The sequence below is a fragment of the Streptomyces sp. ISL-94 genome (genome assembly GCF_018614075.1).
In the GTDB taxonomy this organism is placed as follows: domain Bacteria; phylum Actinomycetota; class Actinomycetes; order Streptomycetales; family Streptomycetaceae; genus Streptomyces.
In genome coordinates, this window is sequence record NZ_JAGGOZ010000060.1 from 23,427 (window position 1) to 41,773 (window position 18,347).

The 18,347-nt window shown below is 74.4% G+C and carries 12 protein-coding genes and 1 pseudogene; 5 read left to right on the forward strand and 8 right to left on the reverse strand.

Translation table 11 applies throughout. The features are described 5' to 3' along the window. Positions 1-53: 53 nt before the first annotated feature. A complete protein-coding gene (gene purH, locus J7E94_RS19185; protein WP_215016982.1) occupies positions 54-1,637 on the reverse strand; it encodes a bifunctional phosphoribosylaminoimidazolecarboxamide formyltransferase/IMP cyclohydrolase in 1,584 nt (527 codons plus the stop codon). Further along, on the reverse strand, positions 1,634-2,257 hold the full coding sequence (gene purN, locus J7E94_RS19190) for a phosphoribosylglycinamide formyltransferase (RefSeq protein WP_215016984.1): 624 nt from the start codon (positions 2,255-2,257) through the stop codon (positions 1,634-1,636). The genes purH and purN overlap by 4 nt, the downstream gene beginning before the upstream one ends. A 262-nt stretch (positions 2,258-2,519) precedes the next feature. On the opposite strand from purN, the gene J7E94_RS19195 reads away from it, so the two are divergent. Then, a complete protein-coding gene (locus J7E94_RS19195) occupies positions 2,520-3,128 on the forward strand; it encodes a hypothetical protein (RefSeq protein WP_215016987.1) in 609 nt (202 codons plus the stop codon). A gap of 242 nt (positions 3,129-3,370) precedes the next feature. Here the strand turns inward: J7E94_RS19195 and J7E94_RS19200 are convergent, their stop codons facing one another. Then, the gene (locus J7E94_RS19200) at positions 3,371-4,936 is read right to left on the reverse strand and encodes a DUF6350 family protein (protein WP_215016989.1); all 1,566 of its coding nucleotides are present in this window, start codon (positions 4,934-4,936) and stop codon (positions 3,371-3,373) included. A 119-nt stretch (positions 4,937-5,055) separates the two neighbouring features. Between J7E94_RS19200 and J7E94_RS19205 the strand changes: the two are divergent. Together J7E94_RS19205 and J7E94_RS19210 are read left to right on the forward strand one after the other, a co-directional pair. Beyond that, positions 5,056-5,250, forward strand: a pseudogene (locus J7E94_RS19205) (helix-turn-helix domain-containing protein); the annotation flags it as partial. 351 nt (positions 5,251-5,601) lie between these two features. Further along, positions 5,602-7,374, forward strand: coding sequence for a DNA-directed RNA polymerase sigma-70 factor (locus tag J7E94_RS19210; protein WP_215017036.1), 1,773 nt, complete (start codon positions 5,602-5,604; stop codon positions 7,372-7,374). A gap of 102 nt (positions 7,375-7,476) precedes the next feature. Here J7E94_RS19210 and sucD read toward each other — a convergent pair whose 3' ends face one another. The 5 genes from sucD to J7E94_RS19235 form a co-directional block, all read right to left on the reverse strand. After that, positions 7,477-8,367, reverse strand: a complete 891-nt coding sequence (sucD, locus tag J7E94_RS19215; RefSeq protein WP_215016991.1) for a succinate--CoA ligase subunit alpha — start codon at positions 8,365-8,367, stop codon at positions 7,477-7,479. Between the two features lie 21 nt (positions 8,368-8,388). Then, on the reverse strand, positions 8,389-9,567 hold the full coding sequence (gene sucC / locus J7E94_RS19220; RefSeq protein WP_030290619.1) for an ADP-forming succinate--CoA ligase subunit beta: 1,179 nt from the start codon (positions 9,565-9,567) through the stop codon (positions 8,389-8,391). A 279-nt stretch (positions 9,568-9,846) separates the two neighbouring features. Continuing rightward, positions 9,847-11,295 carry a VWA domain-containing protein gene (locus J7E94_RS19225; RefSeq protein WP_374224467.1) on the reverse strand — a complete coding sequence of 483 codons (1,449 nt, stop codon included), beginning with the start codon at positions 11,293-11,295 and terminating at the stop codon, positions 9,847-9,849. Positions 11,296-11,576: 281 nt separating this feature from the next. After that, complete coding sequence (locus tag J7E94_RS19230) at positions 11,577-13,868, reverse strand: DUF5682 family protein (RefSeq protein WP_215016993.1); 2,292 nt, start codon at positions 13,866-13,868, stop codon at positions 11,577-11,579. After that, on the reverse strand, positions 13,865-14,971 hold the full coding sequence (locus J7E94_RS19235; RefSeq protein ID WP_215016995.1) for an AAA family ATPase: 1,107 nt from the start codon (positions 14,969-14,971) through the stop codon (positions 13,865-13,867). The genes J7E94_RS19230 and J7E94_RS19235 overlap by 4 nt, the downstream gene beginning before the upstream one ends. Positions 14,972-15,106: 135 nt before the next feature. Here J7E94_RS19235 and J7E94_RS19240 point away from each other — a divergent pair, with 135 nt between their 5' ends. Further along, positions 15,107-16,450, forward strand: coding sequence for an SWIM zinc finger family protein (locus J7E94_RS19240; RefSeq protein ID WP_215016997.1), 1,344 nt, complete (start codon positions 15,107-15,109; stop codon positions 16,448-16,450). 272 nt (positions 16,451-16,722) lie between these two features. Next, on the forward strand, positions 16,723-18,291 hold the full coding sequence (locus J7E94_RS19245; protein WP_215016999.1) for a DUF5691 domain-containing protein: 1,569 nt from the start codon (positions 16,723-16,725) through the stop codon (positions 18,289-18,291). Positions 18,292-18,347: the final 56 nt, after the last annotated feature.

Below are 18,347 nucleotides of genomic sequence, written 5' to 3' on the forward strand. Positions count from 1 at the left end.
GCGGGTCGCGGCCTTCGCCGTTCTCGTGGGCGGGGGCGCCGGGGCGCCGGGGCTCAGTGGAAGAAGTGCCGGGTCCCGGTGAAGTACATGGTCACACCGGCCTTCTTCGCGGCCTCGACGACCAGCTCGTCGCGTACGGAACCACCCGGCTGGACCACGGCCTTGATACCGGCCGCCGTCAGGATCTCCAGCCCGTCCGGGAAGGGGAAGAAGGCGTCGGACGCGGCGTACGAGCCCTGCGCGCGCTCGGCGCCCGCCCGCTCGACGGCGAGCTTCGCCGAGTCGACGCGGTTGACCTGGCCCATGCCGACGCCGACCGAGGCGCCGTCCTTGGCGAGCAGGATCGCGTTGGACTTGACGGCCCGGCAGGCCTTCCACGCGAAGGCGAGCTCGGCGAGCTCCTCGGCGGACAGGGCGTCGCCGGTGGCGAGGGTCCAGTGGGCCGGGTCGTCGCCCTCGGCCTGGAAGAGGTCGCTCTGCTGGAGCAGCGCACCGCCGGAGATGGGCTTGAGGTCGCCCGGCTGGTGCGGGGTGCCGTCCACCTTCAGGACGCGGATGTTCTTCTTCTTGGCCAGGATCTCGACCGCGCCGTCCTCGTAGGCGGGGGCGGCGATGACCTCGGTGAAGATCTCCGCGACCTGCTCGGCGAGCTCGACGGTCACCGGGCGGTTGACGGCGATGACGCCGCCGAAGGCCGACAGCGGGTCGCAGGCGTGCGCCTTGCGGTGCGCGGCGGCGACGTCCTGGTCCACGGCGATGCCGCAGGGGTTGGCGTGCTTGATGATCGCGACGCAGGGCTCTTCGTGGTCGTAGGCGGCGCGGCGGGCGGCCTCGGTGTCCACGTAGTTGTTGAAGGACATCTCCTTGCCGTGCAGCTGCTCGGCGTTGGCGAGCCCGCCGGGCTGCCCGTCCGTGTAGAGGGCGGCGGCCTGGTGCGGGTTCTCGCCGTAGCGCAGGGTCGACTTGCGCTCCCAGGCGCCCGCGAGGAACTCGGGCAGGACGGCGCCCTCTTCCGGCGCGTACGCGTTCGTGAACCAGGAGGCCACGGCGACGTCGTAGGCGGCGGTGTGCTGGAAGGCCTCGGCCGCGAGCCGCTTGCGGGCGGTGAGGTCGAAGCCGCCGCCCTGGGCGGCGGCGAGCACGTCCGCGTACCGCTCGGGGCTGGTCACGACGGCGACCGAGGGGTGGTTCTTGGCGGCGGCGCGGACCATCGACGGGCCGCCGATGTCGATCTGCTCCACGCACTCGTCGGGAGTGGCACCCGACTGGACGGTGGCCAGGAAGGGGTAGAGGTTGACGACCACGAGGTCGAAGGGCTCGACGCCCAGCTCGGCGAGCTGCCGCTGGTGGTCCTCGAGGCGCAGGTCGGCGAGGATGCCGGCGTGCACGCGCGGGTGCAGGGTCTTGACCCGGCCGTCCAGGCACTCGGGGAAGCCGGTCAGCTCCTCGACCTTGGTGACGGGCACCCCGGCCGCGGCGATCTTCGAGGCGGTGGAGCCGGTGGAGACGAGCGCGACGCCCGCCTCGTGCAGGCCGCGGGCCAGCTCTTCCAGTCCCGTCTTGTCGTAGACGCTGATGAGCGCACGCCGGATCGGCCGCTGGGTCGTGGTCGGGTCGTTGCTCTCTACGGCGGTCACTGGATTGTTACCTTTCGTCCCTCAATGCGGTAGCCGTGCCGGGCCAGGCGCCCCACGACATCGACGAGCAGCTGTCGCTCGACTTCCTTGATGCGCTCATGGAGAGCGGCTTCGTCGTCCTCGTCCCGGATCTCGACCACACCCTGGGCGATGATCGGACCGGTGTCCACGCCGGAGTCCACGAAGTGGACCGTGCAGCCGGTGACCTTCGCGCCGTAGGCGAGCGCGTCCCGCACGCCGTGCGCGCCGGGGAAGGCGGGGAGGAGGGCGGGGTGGGTGTTGATGAACCGTCCGCCGAAGCGGTCGATGAACGCCTTGCCCACGATCTTCATGAACCCGGCCGACACGACGAGGTCCGGCGCGTGGGCGTCGGTCGCCTCGGTGAGGGCGGTGTCCCACTCCTCGCGGCTGCCGTAGTCCTTCACCGAGCACACGAAGGTGGGGATCCCGGCCTTCTCGGCCCGCTCCAGGCCGACGATGCCCTCGCGATCGGCCCCCACGGCGACGACTCCGGCGCCGAAGCCCTCGGGCCCGCCGGGGTGGGCGTCGATGGCGTCGAGCAGGGCCTGGAGGTTGGTGCCGGAACCGGAGACCAGCACGACCAGGCGGGAGGCGGCCATGGGGGCCCTTTCTCGCAGAAATACGGTGTTCGTCTTGTGCGGTCATACGAAACTTCGGGGTACCGATATACGGGGAACCATACGAAGCCACCGACCGCCTGCAACGATACCGGCACACCGGACGGCCCCCGAGGTACGGGGGGACGGCCGAGGGGTAGCGTCTGGCCTACAAGCCGCAAGAAGGCCCAACAAGCCGTAATCAGGCCTCACCTCGCCACGACGTCGCCGTGACGTCCATGACACAGGGGAAGAACAGCACCCGATGCCGGACCGCCGCCAGCCCGACTCCTCCACCGACGACAACCCCTTCGCGGCTCCCCCGGAAGGCCGGCCCGAACAGCCGTGGCAGCCGCGCGGCGGTGGCGACGGCGGCACCGGCGGGAACGACCCGAAGGGCTCCGAAGGCGGCCGGGGCGGCCCGGCGCGCTGGGACCCGACGGACCCGATCCAGCGCCGCGCCCGGTACGCGCTGCTGGCCGGCATGTGGGGCTTCTTCTTCGGGATCTTCGGCATTCCGTCGGTGGGTCTGATGCTGGGGGCACTCGCCCTGTACTGGGGCATCAGCGCCCTCCGCGGCAAGCCGGCTTCCACCGCTTCCACCCAGCCTGGCGCGTCCCCCACGGCATCCCCGTCCCCCGGCGGCCTGGCAGCCCTGGGCGAAGCGGCCCGCCCCCAGCGCACGGCGGCGGTGAGCGGCCTGATCACGGCCTCGCTGGCGATCCTGCTGGCGATGACCTCGTACGGCTTGCAGCTCGCGTACAAGGACTTCTACGTCTGCCGCGACGACGCCCTGACCCAGTCGGCGGAACTCCAGTGCAACACCCTCCTCCCGGACAACGTGGTGGGCGCGATCCTGAAGGTTCGCCAGTAACTCCCGGACCCGGCCAACTCCAGCCCCGCCGACGCTCGAGGCGCGGAGCCCGGCCAACTCCAGCCTCGCCGGCGAGTGAGGCGCGGGGCCCTGGCAACTCCAGCCTCGCCGGCGTTTGAGGCGCGGGGCCCTGGCAACTCCAGCCTCGCCGGCGTTTGAGGCGCGGGGGCCGGGGCGGAGCCCCGATCCTCAGCCCCGCCGGCGATTGAGGCGCGGGGCTCGGCCCCGACAGCGGCTCCGCACTAGGCAGGCGGCTTCCGCCGCGCCAGCACCCGAGCCCCCACCACCGGCGGCGCCAACGGCTGCGCCACCACCGGCAGGTCCACACTGATCCCCCGCACGATCGTCAACGCCCGCTGCGGCCGCACAGGCGGCACCGGCACCACCGGCACCGGCACCGGCACCGGCACCGGCACCGGCACCGGCACCACCTCACCGGCATCCGGAACCGCCGCCACCTCGGCCGCCGCCCGGCGAAGCGCCTCCCACCGGATCTCCCGCACCCCACTGTCATGCCACCCGTCCTCCACCGGCCCCCCCGAAACGGCCGGCCGCATCCGCCACGCATGCACCCCCACCGCCACCGGCACCGCCAGCACCAGCGTCCACACGAAGGCCGCCGCGCCCACGGCCCACCACACCGGCCCGAAGTCGGCCAGCGCCCGCGACCCCAGCGGCCCCGACGAGGCCGCCGCGAGCCCGGCCATGACCAGACCGCACACCAGCGCACCGAGGGCGGCGGTTAGCGCGGTCTCCCCGTACCGGACCTCCCGCGCCCGGCGTACCGCGAACCACCCCACCGCCAGCCCGGCCACCACCGGCACCCCGGCGACCGCCCAGGTCAGCAGGTTCCCCGTCCCCTCGGCCGGCAGCGCCGCCAGCAGCGGGAACCGGGGCAGCGAGGGCGCGCCCTCGAAGCCGAGCGGGGTGGCGGTCGCGCCGACGCCGAGGGCGAAGCCGGGACCGAGGGCGTAGGCCGCCCCCCACACCATGGCGTTCGGGATCAGCGCGACCGCGAGCAGCAGGACCGCGAAGCGGCCCGACCACACCCCGGTCAGCGCCAGGAACGTCCCCTGGACCTCCGCTCCGTGCCAGGCGAGCGAGGCCCCGACGAGCAGGACACCGCCGCCCAGGAGTACGAGGGCTCCGCCCACACCGGCCCGGAGCGCCAGCGCGTAACGGGGGCGCGTGACTGCCCTCCGTACGCCCCCCGGCACCCATGACGGGAACGACCCGAGCGGACGCCCCCGGGCCGCCCAGACCCCGCCGGCGGCGGCGAGCACGGCGACCAGCGGAACGTGCCAGGCCGCGCTCAGCGGATCGGCGGGCATGGGGCCGCCCGCCGCGTACGCGGTGGCGAGGGCCCCGACGGCCAGGTACCCGCACACCACAGCCGAGAAGACGGCGCTCGCAGGCAGCACCACCACCTCCTCCCCCTCCTCCTCCTCATCCGAGGCGCTCCCGAGCCGGGCCGCGCGCCGCATGAGCAGCACGGGCAGCGCGACGAGGAGCAGTGGGGTCAGGCCGACGGGCGCCGGCACGCCGGACAGGGTCTCGTACCGCACGAGCTCCGTCCCGTGGGCGAGCAGCCACAGCCCGGCGGCGAGGTGCAGGGCTCCGCCGGGGCCGCTGTCGGGGTAGGGGGAGCTGATCCACAGCACGATGACGAGCACGGCGAGGAAGCCGAGCCCGAGTCCGGCCGCCACGGCACCGCCCACCACGCAGGCGGCCGCCGCCGGAGAACGGCGCCGACCGGCGGCTCGCGGGGCCGCGGACAACAGGGTCTCCCGTTCGGTCACTTGGGTCACCCCGCCATGGTGCCAACGACACGCGCTATGAGCGGGTAACAGGCGAATGTCCGTGGTGTCGCTCAATATACGTTTATGTACTTTTTCGCCCAGGGCTGCCGGGTCGCGGGGAGTGTGGCATGACACAAGGCGTCGAGACGAGCTCGGAGCTGGGTCTCCCCTCCCCGAAGGAACGCCGCAGACTGCGCGAATCGGCAGGGCTGTCACACGGGGACGTCGCGGCGGCGATGGGCGTCACCGCAACCACGGTCCGGTCGTGGGAGACGGGCCGCACGGCCCCCCGCGGGCGCAAACGGGAGGTATACGCAAGGTTCCTGACGACCCTTGCGCCCCCACCGGCACCGCCCCCGCCGACCGAGCCCGAAGCCGAACGCCCCCAGGCAGGCCGGCCCGCGAAAACCGAGGCCGCGGCCCCGCCCGCCGGGACCGAACCTGAACTCGACTCCGCAGGCCCCCAGGCGGGCCGGCCCCCGCAAGCCGACGCCGAAGCCGAGCTCCCGGCCACGGAGACCGAGGCCGTGGGGCCGGGAGTCGCGCTCGCTGCCGGGGCCGCGCCCTCCTCGGCCCCGGGGGCGGCCCTCGGCACCGCCCGCCCCCTGCCGGGTCGGTTCGCGGGGGCCGGAACCCGCCCCAAGCCCGGGGCCAAGCGCGCTGGGAAGCCACCGGTGGCGGTTCCTCGCCACGAGGCCAAAGCCCCGGCCAAGGCGGGCTCCGCCGGCCTGACCACCGAATCCGCCGAGGCCAACGGGACCGGCAGGCACGGCGGGGCCAACGGGCCTGACGGTACCGGCAGCTCGGGCGCGGCCAACAAGGCCACGAACCCGGCAGAGGCCACCAGAACCAGGGAGACCGGCAGATCCGGCGGAGCCAACTGGCCTAACGGAACCAGCAGATCGGACGCAGCCAACCGGGCCACCCATCCCGCAGACACCACCCGCACCACGGACACCGAGGGCTCCGATGGGGCCGAGCAGCCGAGCCCGACCGGCGGATCGGACAGGGACGATCTGGCCGCCAGGCCCCTGGGCACCCGTTCAGTCGAGGGCCCGCCCGGGTCCGGCGGGGCCGTGCGGCCGGCCGACGGCGGCGAGCCGGCCGCCGCGGGCGCGACCGGTGGACCGGCCGGATCGGCGGAAGCCGCCGGGACAGCAGGGCCGGCCCCTGCCACTGCGGCCACTGCGGCCACCGAGGCAGCCAGGGCCGACGGAGCCGCCATGGCCGAAGATGCCGACCCGACAGGCGCGGGAGGCATGGCCGGCACGGCCGCCGTGGCCCAAGGGTGCGACCCGGCAGGCGCGACCGTCACGGCCGGCGGGGCAGGCGGGGCAGGCGCGACCGTCACGGCGGACACGGCAGGGGCCGACGCGGCTGCCCTGGCCAGCGGGACCGACGGCCAAACCGGGCCCACGGAAGGCGACGGAGTCGGCACCGGAGCCGAAGCCGGGGCCGGGGCCGAAGCCGGGGCCGAAGCCGGGGCCGGGGCCGAAGCCGGGGCCGGGGCCGGGGCCGAAGCCGGGGCCGGGGCCGAAGCCGGGGCCGGGGCCGGGGCCGAAGCCGGGGCCGGGGCCGAAGCCGGGGCCGGGCACACCGAAGCGGAAGCGGAAGCCGCCGGTCCCGCGGCGCCGCCGGGGCCCGCGGAGGCGTTTGACGCGCTCTACGCCCACGCCGCACCCGCCCTCGCCCGCCAGACCTACCTGCTCACCGGCCGCCGGGCCCTCGCCCTGGAGGCCGTGGAGCGGGCCTTCCACCAGGCCTGGAGCCACTGGCCCGAGGTGGCCACCGACCCCGACCCCGTGGGCTGGGTGCGCGCGGCCGCGTACGAGTACGCGCTCTCCCCCTGGCATCAGTTCCGCCGCGCCCACCGGCACCCCGACAAGGCCCCCGCCGAACCCGCCGACCGGATCCTCCTGGACGCGATGCTCGCGCTGTCCACCACCCACCGCCGTACCGTCCTGCTCTACGACGGCGTCGGCCTCGACCTGCCCGACACCGCCGCCGAGACGGAGGCCAGCACCCCCGCCGCCGGCATCCGCCTCCTCCACGCGCACGCCGACCTCGCCGACCGGATCCCGGAACTGGCCGGCGTACCGCCCGAGAACCAATCCGCGCTGCTCCACGAACGGCTCTCCACGCTGCGGCCCGCCGTCCGGCTCGAACCCCGCCCGGCGGTCGCCGTCCGCGCCTGCGGGGAGCGCCGTATCCGGCGGTGGGCCCGGGCGGCCGTCGGTCTCACCGCGGTGATCGCGGCGGCGAGCGCCTACACCGCCGTGACCGCGCCCACGCAGTACGAGCCCCCGATCGCGCCCGGCGAGAGCGTGTCCGGGGTGCCTCCGCACAGCGGCCCCCAGCGGCTCACCGAGCAGAGCAAGCAGCTCCAGGAGAAGCTGCGCAGCGACCCGGCCGCCGGCCCGCTCCGCCTCGCCCCGCGGGTCGAATGAGCGAGCGGCAGACGCGAGAACGGGCGTGGCCCGCACCCCCGGAATTCCGGATGGGTGCGGGCCACGCCCGTGTGCGTACCGCTGCCGCGGCAGTGGCTCTGCCTACTGCGCGGCGTTCAGGATCTCGCGGGCCAGCTTCGCCGTCTCGGTCGGCGTCTTGCCGACCTTGACGCCCGCGGCCTCCAGGGCTTCCTTCTTGGCCTGTGCGGTGCCAGAAGAACCGGAGACGATGGCGCCGGCGTGACCCATGGTCTTGCCCTCGGGGGCGGTGAAGCCCGCGACGTAGCCGACGACCGGCTTGGTGACGTTCTTCGCGATGAAGTCCGCCGCACGCTCCTCGGCGTCGCCGCCGATCTCGCCGATCATGACGATCAGGTCGGTGTCGGGGTCGGCCTCGAACGCCTCGAGGGCGTCGATGTGCGTGGTGCCGATGACCGGGTCGCCACCGATGCCGACGGCCGAGGAGAAGCCGATGTCACGGAGCTCGTACATCATCTGGTAGGTCAGCGTGCCCGACTTGGACACGAGGCCGATGCGGCCGGGCTTGGTGATGTCGCCCGGAATGATGCCGGCGTTGGACTGGCCGGGGGTGATCAGACCCGGGCAGTTCGGGCCGATGATCCGCGTCTTGTTGCCCTTGGCGGTCGCGTACGACCAGAAGGCGGCGGAGTCGTGCACCGCGATGCCCTCGGTGATGACGACGGCCAGCGGGATCTCGGCGTCGATCGCCTCGACGACGGCGGCCTTGGCGAAGGCCGGCGGGACGAAGAGGACGGAGACGTTGGCGCCCGTCTTCTCCATCGCCTCGGCGACGGAGCCGAAGACCGGGACCTCGGTGCCGTCGAAGTCGACGGTGGTGCCGGCCTTGCGCGGGTTCACGCCGCCGACGATGTTGGTGCCGTCAGCCAGCATCAGCTTGGTGTGCTTCATGCCCGTGGCACCGGTCATGCCCTGGACGATGACCTTGCTGTCCTTGTTGAGGAAGATAGCCATGTGAGTCTGTGACCTCTGCCCTTACTTCGCAGCCGCGAGCTCGGCGGCCTTGTCGGCCGCGCCGTCCATGGTGTCCACGCGCTGCACCAGCGGGTGGTTGGCGTCCGAGAGGATCTTGCGACCCAGCTCGGCGTTGTTGCCGTCGAGACGGACGACGAGCGGCTTGGTGACCGCCTCGCCCTTCTCCTCCAGCAGGGCCAGCGCCTGGACGATGCCGTTGGCGACCTCGTCGCAGGCGGTGATGCCACCGAAGACGTTGACGAAGACGGACTTGACGTCCGGGTCGCCGAGGATGATCTCGAGACCGTTGGCCATGACGGCGGCGGAGGCGCCACCGCCGATGTCCAGGAAGTTGGCGGGCTTGACGCCGCCGTGGTTCTCGCCGGCGTACGCGACGACGTCGAGGGTGCTCATGACGAGACCCGCGCCGTTGCCGATGATGCCGACCTCACCGTCGAGCTTGACGTAGTTGAGGTTCTTCGCCTTGGCGGCGGCCTCGAGCGGGTTCGCGGCCGCGTGGTCCACGAACTCCTCGTGGCCCGGCTGGCGGAACTCGGCGTTCTCGTCGAGCGAGACCTTGCCGTCGAGCGCGATGACGTCGCCGGAGGCGACCTTCGCGAGCGGGTTGACCTCGACGAGGAGCGCGTCCTCGGCGATGAAGGTCGCCCACAGGGTCACGAGGACCTCGGCGACCTTCTCGGCGACCTCGGCCGGGAACTGCGCCAGGGCGACGATCTCGCGGGCCTTCTCGATGGTCACGCCCTCGTTGGCGTTCACCGGGACCTTGGCGAGCTTCTCGGGGGTCTCCTCCGCGACCTGCTCGATGTCCATGCCGCCCGCGACCGAGGCCATGGCCAGGAAGGTGCGGTTGGTGCGGTCGAGGAGGTAGGAGACGTAGTACTCCTCCAGGATCTCCGGAGCGGTCTCGGCGATCATCACCTTGTGGACCGTGTGGCCCTTGATGTCCATGCCGAGGATGTCCGTCGCCCGGGCGACGGCCTCGTCCGGGGTGGCGGCCAGCTTCACGCCGCCGGCCTTGCCGCGGCCGCCGACCTTCACCTGCGCCTTGACGACCGACTTGCCGCCCAGCCGCTCGGTGGCCTCGCGAGCCGCCTCAGGCGTGTCGATGACTTCACCGGCCAGCACCGGTACACCGTGCTTGGCGAAGAGGTCCCTCGCCTGGTACTCGAACAGGTCCACGCGCGTCCGTCCCTTGTCTTTTTTAAAGATTCGCAGTGATTCGCGGTTGTCTGCTATCTGCGTGGGCGTGCCGCGGAGGGCAACGTGACGGCGCTGTCACAAGGAAGGCGCACACGGTGACCGTGGACGCGGCATGTCCGTCCCGCAGGTTATCCCCGTGGGACGTAGGTCCCTAAATCGCAGATCACACCTGAGCGGTGATACCTGTCACAGATCGCCTCACGCTTGAACTGGAACTTCGTGCGATCCACCGATTCCCCGTGATCGACGCGGGGCCGCTCAAGGCACCGGCAGGGGGCGCTTCTCCAGGGCCGCGGCCATCACCTCCGGGAACAGGTCGGGGGTGCAGGCGAAGGCCGGGGCCCCAAGTGCCGCAAGGGCGGCGGCGTGCTCGCGGTCGTAGGCCGGGGCGCCCTCGTCGGACAGCGCCAGCAGGGTGACGAACTCGACCCCCGCGCCCTTCATGGCGGCGACCCGCTTGAGCATCTCGTTGCGTATGCCGCCCTCGTAGAGGTCACTGATCAGGACGACGACGGTGTCGGCGGGGCGGGTGATCTTCGACTGGCAGTAGGCGAGGGCCCGGTTGATGTCGGTACCGCCGCCCAGCTGGGTGCCGAAGAGGACGTCGACCGGGTCGTCGAGCTGGTCGGTGAGGTCGACGACTGCGGTGTCGAAGACGACGAGGCGGGTGGCGATCGAGCGCATGGAGGCCAGTACCGCCCCGAAGACGGAGGCATAGACGACGGATGCGGCCATCGACCCCGACTGGTCGATGCAGAGGATCACCTCCTTCTTCACCGACTGGGCCGCACGGCCGTAGCCGATCAGCCGTTCGGGGACCACGGTGCGGTACTCGGGCAGGTAGTTCTTGAGGTTGGCCCGGATCGTGCGGTTCCAGTCGATGTCGTGGTGGCGGGGGCGGCTGATCCGGGCGGACCGGTCGAGGGCGCCGGTGAGGGTCGCCCGGGTCCGCGTGGCGACCCTCTTCTCCAGCTGCTCGACCACCTTGCGGACCACGGCCCGGGCCGTCTCCTTCGTCGTGTCGGGCATCGCCTTGTTGAGGGAGAGGAGGGTGCCGACCAGGTGGACGTCGGGCTCGACGGCCTCCAGCATCTCCGGCTCCAGCAGCAGGGCGGACAGGCCGAGCCGCTCGATCGCGTCGCGCTGCATGACCTGGACCACCGAGCTGGGGAAGTACGTACGGATGTCCCCGAGCCAGCGGGCCACGTGCGGCGCGGACCCCCCGAGTCCGGCCGACCGCGCCCCCGACGCCTTGCGGGAGCCGCTCTGGCTCCGCTCGCCCGCTCCTCCGTACAGCGCGGCGAGGGCCCCGTCCATGGCCGCGTCCCGCCCGCTCAGCGCGCACCCGGTCCCGTCGGCCTCTCCCCCGCCGAGCACCAGCCGCCATCGCCGCAACCGCTCGCCTCCGGCGGGACGGGCGGCGCCGGCAACACCCCGACCACTGCCGTCCAGCTCCGCGCCGCCACCGGCCCGCCCACCCCCGGCAGGATGGGCGGTGTCCGCAGCGCCCCGACCACTGCCGTCCAGCTCCGCGCCGCCACCGGCCCGCCCACCCACCGCGGGACGGGCGGCGCCGGCAGCACCCCGGCCACTGCCGTCCAGCCCCGGGCCGTTACCGGCCGGTGGCCCGGCCGGGCCGTGCACGGGCGCTGCTCCGGGGCCTGTGCCGGCCTCGCGGGGTACCGCCGGGTTCTCCGTACTGGTCATCTGTCCGTCCCCCTGCACTCGTCGTGTCCGTCGGCCTGAGCCGTCGGCCTCTTCCGTCCCATGTCCAGCCCGACATCCAGCCCCGCCGGCCAATCAGGCCCGCCGGCGCCATTCGCCCCGCCGGGCGATCCAGCTCCACCGGCGCTTCAGCCCCGCCGGCCGATCCGGCTCCACAGGCGCCGTTCCACCCGCCGGCCAATCCAGCCCCGCCGGCGTTTGAGGCGCGGGGGCCCGGGGGCAGGGCCCCGGCAACGGCGCCGCACCCTGCGAGGGGCGCCCCCTCAGGCAGCCGCGACCCCGCCGGGAGGCGACCCGGCGAGCAGCATCCGGACCAGGGCCACCACCGCGTCCGCGCGGGCCGGGTCCAGGTCGGGGGCGAAGCCCGTGGGGGCCGAGCCCGGCGCGGGCGCCGTGGCCGGGCCGCCGGGGCCGCGGCGGACCAGCTCGCCCAGGGTCCGCTTCACGCCCGGCTCGTACGCCCCGAACGTCCGCCGCAGCAACGGCAGTACGTCGGTGAAGGCCCGCTCCGGCACCCCCGCCAGCCAGCTGTCGATCAGCCCCAGCAGCCGGTCGTCGTGGACCAGCAGGGTCCCGCCGCCCGAAGCGCCGCCCGCGAAGCCCTCGATCCAGCCCGCCGCGTCGGCCGGGGAGGCCGCCGGGGACAAGGCGAGTCCCATCAGCCGCGCCGTCTCCTCGGCCGGGAGCCGCCCCTCGTCGAGCAGCAGCCGGGCCGCGCGGCCGCGGATCAGCCCCGGCACGGTGTCCCGGCCGGCCAGCGTCCTCAGCACCGCGGACCACCTCTCCCGCAGCCCCTCGTCGGCGTCGGCCAGCAGTCCGACCGCCCCGTGCACCCCGTCCACATGGCCCCGCAGCTCCGCCGCCGCGTCGGCGTCCAGCCCGGCCGCGCAGGCCGGCGGCAGCGCCACGCATATCCGCTCGGCGAGCCCGGCCGCCACCGTGCCGAGCGCCGCCGCGTCGGTCCCCCGGACGTCCCCGTACCGCAGCGAACGGGCCAGTGCCGGCAGGGCCTTGGCGAGCCGCGCCACATCGGTGTCCAGCGCGGCCCGGTCCGCGAGCGCCCGCAGTACGGCGGGCAGCGCCTCGGACAGCCCGGCCAGCAGGCACCGCTCGGCCAGCGCCGTCACCTCGCCCAGCTCCCCGGCGCCCGCGGCGTCCGCCTCGGCCTTGGCGGTGGCGGCCGCCAGGACGGTGGTGCCCCAGATCCCGGCCTCGGCCACCCGTACCGACAGCTCCGGCTCCCAGCGCAGCCGCCAGGTCTCCCGGAAGGTGCCGGTACTGCTGCGGGAGGCGGTGGGCGTGCCCCAGCCGATGCCGAGCAGCCGCAGCCGGTGCAGCAGCAGGGACTTGGCGGCGTCCGTCTCCTTGCGCAGGTCGAGTTCCAGCTCGCGTTCCTGCGCCTCGGGCTTGAGCCGCAGCGAGCGCTGCTGCCGGGTCAGGTCGCGCTGGAGCGGTACGACGGGGGCCGTGTCCGGGACCTCGCCGAGCACGTCGCCGACGACCAGTCGGTCCTCTATCAGCGCGAGCGGTATGTCGGAGCCGTCGCACATCACCGCCCGGACCGCCTCCAGGGTCTCCGTCAGCCCGGGCAGCGGCCGCCCGCGCATCGCGGCCAGGGTCTCGGCCAGCCGGACCGCCTCGATGACGTGCGCCGGGGAGACCTGCCGGTCCTCTTCCCGCAGCAGCCCCGCGACCTTGGTCAGCCACCGCTCCACGGGCCGGTCCCGGGCCGAGAAGAGGTGGGCGTACCAGCCGGGCGAGGCGATGCCCGCGCCGTACCCGCCGGCCCGCGCGAGCCTGCGGTGGGTCCAGGGCACCCAGGTGGTCTCCACCTTGACCTTGGGCAGGCCGGTGAGCAGTGCCTTGTCGGCGGCCGCGGTGGTCTTCGCGCGCAGGGCGGGGACGTGCCAGGCGCCGCACACCACGGCGTACGCGTCGCCGAACTCCCGGCGGGCGGCCCGCATCCGCTGCCGCATGTGCGCCTCGCGGACCAGGTCGCGGGCGTGGCCGCCGTCGCCGTAGGCCTCGCGGAGGGCGCCCATGGCCTCGCCGAGCGCCGCGAACGCGCCGAGCGGGTCCTGGCGCCGGCCGTCGGCGCCCCGGTGTTCGACCACGTCCTCCCACCAGCGCTCGGGGTCGTCGTACCCGGCGGTCTCGGCCAGCACCGCGAGGGGGTCGAGGCGGACCGTATCCGGCTCGCCCCCGTCCTGCCGGTCCCCTTCGGCCGCCAAGGTGTGCGCCGCCGGGAGGTCGATGAACCGGACGGGAACGTCCCGCGCCTGGGCCCAACGGATGGCGACCCATTCGGGGGAGAAGCCGGCCAGCGGCCAGAACGCGGCCCGCCCCGGATCGTCCGCCGCGTGCGCGAGGAGTGCGACGGGCGGCCGCATCCCCGGTTCGGCAGCGAGCGGCAGCAGCGCGTCCCCTTCCGGCGGGCCCTCGATCAGCACCGCCTTCGGCTGGGCCGCGTCCAGGGCCGACCGGACGGCCCGGGCCGAGCCGGGCCCGTGGTGCCGTACGCCCAGCAGCAGCGGCCCCTGCGCGGCCCTGCTCATACGGTCACCTCCCGGCAGGCGCGGTAGAAGTCCTTCCAGCCGTCCCGCTCGCGGACCACGGCCTCCAGGTACTCCTGCCAGACCACCTTGTCAGCGGCCGGGTCGCGGACGACGGCGCCGAGGATTCCGGCGGCCACGTCGGAGGGGCGCAGCACGCCGTCCCCGAAGTGGGCGGCCAGGGCCAGGCCTCCGGTGACGACGGAGATGGCCTCGGCGGTGGAGAGGGTGCCGCTGGGCGATTTCACCTTCGTACGGCCGTCGTCGGTGACTCCGTCGCGCAGCTCGCGGAAGACGGTGACGACGCGGCGGATCTCCTCCAGGCCCTCGGGCGCGGCCGGCAGGTCGAGGGAGCGGCCCATCTGGTCGACGCGGCGGGCGACGATGTCGACCTCGGCGTCGGCGGTGGCGGGCAGCGGCAGGACGACGGTGTTGAAGCGGCGGCGCAGCGCGCTGGAGAGCTCGTTGACCCCGCGGTCGCGGTCGTTGGCGGTGGCGATGAGGTTGAAGCCGCGCACGGCCTGCACCTCTTCGCCGAGCTCCGGTATCGGGAGCGTCTTCTCGGACAGGACGGTGATGAGGGTGTCCTGGACGTCGGCGGGGATGCGGGTGAGCTCCTCGACGCGGGCGGTCATGCCGTCGGCCATGGCCCGCATGACGGGGCTGGGGACGAGGGCTTCGCGACTGGGTCCGTGGGCGAGGAGGCGGGCGTAGTTCCAGCCGTAGCGGATGGCTTCCTCGGGGGTGCCGGCGGTGCCCTGGACGAGGAGGGTGGAGTCTCCGCTGACGGCGGCGGCCAGGTGTTCCGACACCCAGGTCTTGGCGGTGCCGGGGACGCCGAGCAGGAGCAGGGCGCGGTCGGTGGCCAGGGTGGTGACGGCGACTTCGACGATGCGGCGCGGTCCCACGTACTTGGGTGTGATGACCGTGCCGTCGGGCAGTTCGCCGCCGAGCAGGTAGGTGGCGACGGCCCACGGGGAGAGCTTCCAGCGGGCCGGGCGGGGCCGGTCGTCGGCGGCGTCCAGGGCTTTCAGTTCGTGCGCGAAGGCGTCCTCGGCGTGCGGTCGCAGCGCCTGGGCGCCCGTGGTGTTCTCGGGCATGGTCATGGTCCCCCTCCAATGCTCGGCAGCCGCTCCCGACTGCTGGAATCCACGGTGCACCACACCACTGACAACGGGCCGTGCTCACTGCGTTGTTGCAGGTCAGAGCGATTGTCAGTGGGGGTCCGTACGGTGGTTCACATGACTGAGCAGGGGGTCCGCTGGACAGCGGAACAGGTACTGGCTCTGGCTCCTGACGATGCCTCACGCAAGGCGGGAGGCAGACTTGGCGGGGCGGGGCCGTGGTCGCAGATCGGAGGTTCCGCTTCCGGTTTGGTGTGGGGGTTGTGCAAGGGCAGCGGCAGTACGCCGTACCGAACGGTCGTGGACCTGGCCGGGCCGGCGTACAAGTGCTCCTGCCCAAGCCGGAAGTTCCCGTGCAAGCACGCGCTGGGGCTGCTGCTGCTCTGGTCCGCGGAGGGGGTGGGCGAGCCGGGCGAGGCACCGGAGTGGGCCGCGCAGTGGCTGGCGGACCGGGCGGCGAAGGCCGCCGGGCCGGCCGCGGGGGCGGGCAGACCGGTTGACGAGGAGGGGGCGCGGCGCCGCGCCGAGCGGCGGGCGGCCCGGATCGGCGCGGGCGTCACCGAGCTGGAGCAGCGGCTGGCCGATCTGCTGCGCGGCGGCCTCGCGGGCCAGGAGCAGTCCGGGTACGCGGCGTGGGAGGAGACCGCGGCCCGGATGGTCGACGCCCAGGCGCCCGGACTGGCGGGGCGGGTGCGGGAGTTGGGGACGATACCCAGTTGCGGCCCCGGCTGGCCCGCCCGGATGCTGGAGGAGGCGGCGCTGCTGCACCTGCTGGACCGGGCCTGGCTGGGGGTGGCCGCGTTGCCGGATCAGCTGGCGGCGACGGTGCGCAGCCGGGTGGGACTGCCGGCCTCCGGGGAGGGGGAGGCCGTACGGGACCGATGGCTGGTGCTGGCCCAGAACGACTCGGTGTCGCCGGACGGGCGGCTCACCACCCGCCGGATATGGCTGCGCGGGCTGCAGGGCGGCCGGCCGGCGCTGGTGCTGGACTTCGGACCGCCCGGGCGGCCGCCGGGGCTGGCGCTGCCGGTGGGGCTGGTGCTGGAGGCGGAAGTCCGCTTCCGGCCCGGGTCGGCGGGGCTGCGGGCGGCTCTCGGAGAGAGGTTCGCCGCGGCCGCGCCGTGCGCGGAGGTTCCGGCCGCGGTGAGTACCGGGGCTGCTCTGGAGGCCTACGGGGCGGCGCTGCGGGAGGACCCGTGGCTGGAGTCCTGGCCTGTGGTGCTGGGCCCGGTGATCCCGATACCGGGAGAGCTCGGCTGGCAGCTGGCGGACGCGGAGGGAACCGCTGCCCTGCCGGTGCCCGTCACCGGGTCCGGGAGCCGCTCCCGGCCGGGCCTGTGGCAGCTGGCCGCGTTGTCGGGCGGGGGCCCGGTGACGGTGTTCGGGGAGTGCGGCCACCGCGGCTTCACCCCCCTGACGGCCTGGCAGCCGGACTCTCCGGAGCCGGTGGCGCTGGCCTGACGGGGCGAGCCACCACGGGGATCGCTGAAGGAAAGCAGCTCTGAAGGAAAACGCTGGGGGCCTGGGGGCCCGTATGCCGTCCGAGAGGACGGCGGGGAGGGAAACACGCGGCGCGGGGGCGCCGTACGGGGAACGGGGAGCAACGAGAAGCCGGGGGGCTTTTGTGAACGACAACCACGCCAGTTGAGCGCAGTTGAGCGGCACATCGACAGCTCCGGTCCCGCGGAGGGGGCGGGACCGGAGCGCGGTACCAGGGAGGGGAGAGGAGCCTGATGGGCATGGGTGACGAGGAGTACGGGGACTGGGAGGCGCTGGTCGGTGCCGCGCTGCTGGGCACCGAGCGGCGGCAGGGCAGTCCGGAGGCCCTGCTGGACGCGGCGGCCGTGCAGACCGTGCGGCGGCGGGCCGGGCTGCGGCCGGCCGAGGCGGGGCCGCGTCCGGAGCCCGCGCCGGTGGATCCGCGCCCGGCGCCACCGGTGGCGGCCCGGCGGCGGCTCGCACAGCTGCTGGCCGGCCGGGCCGGTGCGGGCAGCGGCGGCGGGCGGCGCGGGGCCGCCCCGGATCTGACGGAGCTGCTGCCCCAATGGCTGGCCGCGGCCGGGCGGCACGGCTACCGCTCGCCGGCCGCGCTCGTCCCGGCGCTGCTGGACGCGGCCCGGGCCCGTACGGATCTGCGGCCGCAGGCGCTGGCCCTGGCCGGGGCGCGGGGCATGTGGCTCGCGCGGCTGAATCCGGACTGGCGCTTCGCCCTGCGCGGCGGGGTGGGCGGGGCCGGGCAGCTGCCGGACGTGACGGACCGGGCCGGGGTGGAACGGCTGTGGCAGGAGGGGCTGTTCGCGGAGCGGGTGGCGCTGCTGGGTGCGGTACGGGCCCACGAGGCGGCGGCCGCGCCGAGGCTGCTGGCGACGACCTGGGCCACCGAGCGGGCCGAGGACCGGCTGATGTTCCTCGATTCGCTGCGGGTGGGGCTGTCGGAGGGCGACGAGCCGTTCCTGGAGGCGGCGCTGGGCGACCGCAGCCGCAATGTCCGCGCGACGGCCGCCGAGTTGCTGTCCGCGCTGCCGGGTTCGGCGCTGGCGGGGCGGATGGCGGAGCGGGCCGTGGCCTGTGTGGGTCCCGAGGGGGTGATCCCGCCGGCCGAGTGCGACGCGGGGATGCTGCGGGACGGGGTGGTCAAGCGCCCGCCCGCCGGGCGCGGGGAACGGGCTTGGTGGCTCGGACAGTTGGTGGAGGCCGCGCCGCTGTCCTGCTGGCGGGAGCGGTTCGGGGGGATGGGGCCGGCGGAGCTGGTGGCGCTGCCGGTCGCCGAAGGGGAGGTCTGGCGGGAGGAGCTGCACGCGGCGTGGTGCCGGGCGGCGGTGCGGCAGCGGGATGCGGAGTGGTCGCGGGCCCTGCTCGGCCCGGCCTCCGCCCCGCCCGCGGCGGGCCCGGGGACGGCCTCGCTCGCGGAGCGGGCGAAGCTGCTGGAGACCTTGCCGGATGCGGAACGGGCGGACTGGGTCGCGGAGTTCATACGGGCCCACGGGCTGTCGGAGGCGTTCCAGCTGCTCGGGGTGTGCGTGGTGCCGTGGGCGGGGGCTCTGGGCAGGGCGGTCGTGGACGCGCTGGAGGCGGCGCGGGAGGCGGGCAGCTACCCGTGGAGCTTCAGCGGGGTGATGGGGCTGGCGGAGCGCTGCCTGGATCCTGCGGAGGCGGGGCGGCTGGAGGCCCTGACCGCCGGGGCGGAGGACCCGCCGGATGCGTCGCCGGGCGCCGCCGCGTACTGGGCGGAGGCGTTCCAGCGGCTGGTGGCCACCCTTCGCTTGCGGGAGGCGATGCTGTCGGAACTCTCCCCGCCATAACCCCTGCGGGGTGCCCGGCGGGTGGGGGGCTCCTCCCTGGCCCACAGCCGTGCCCC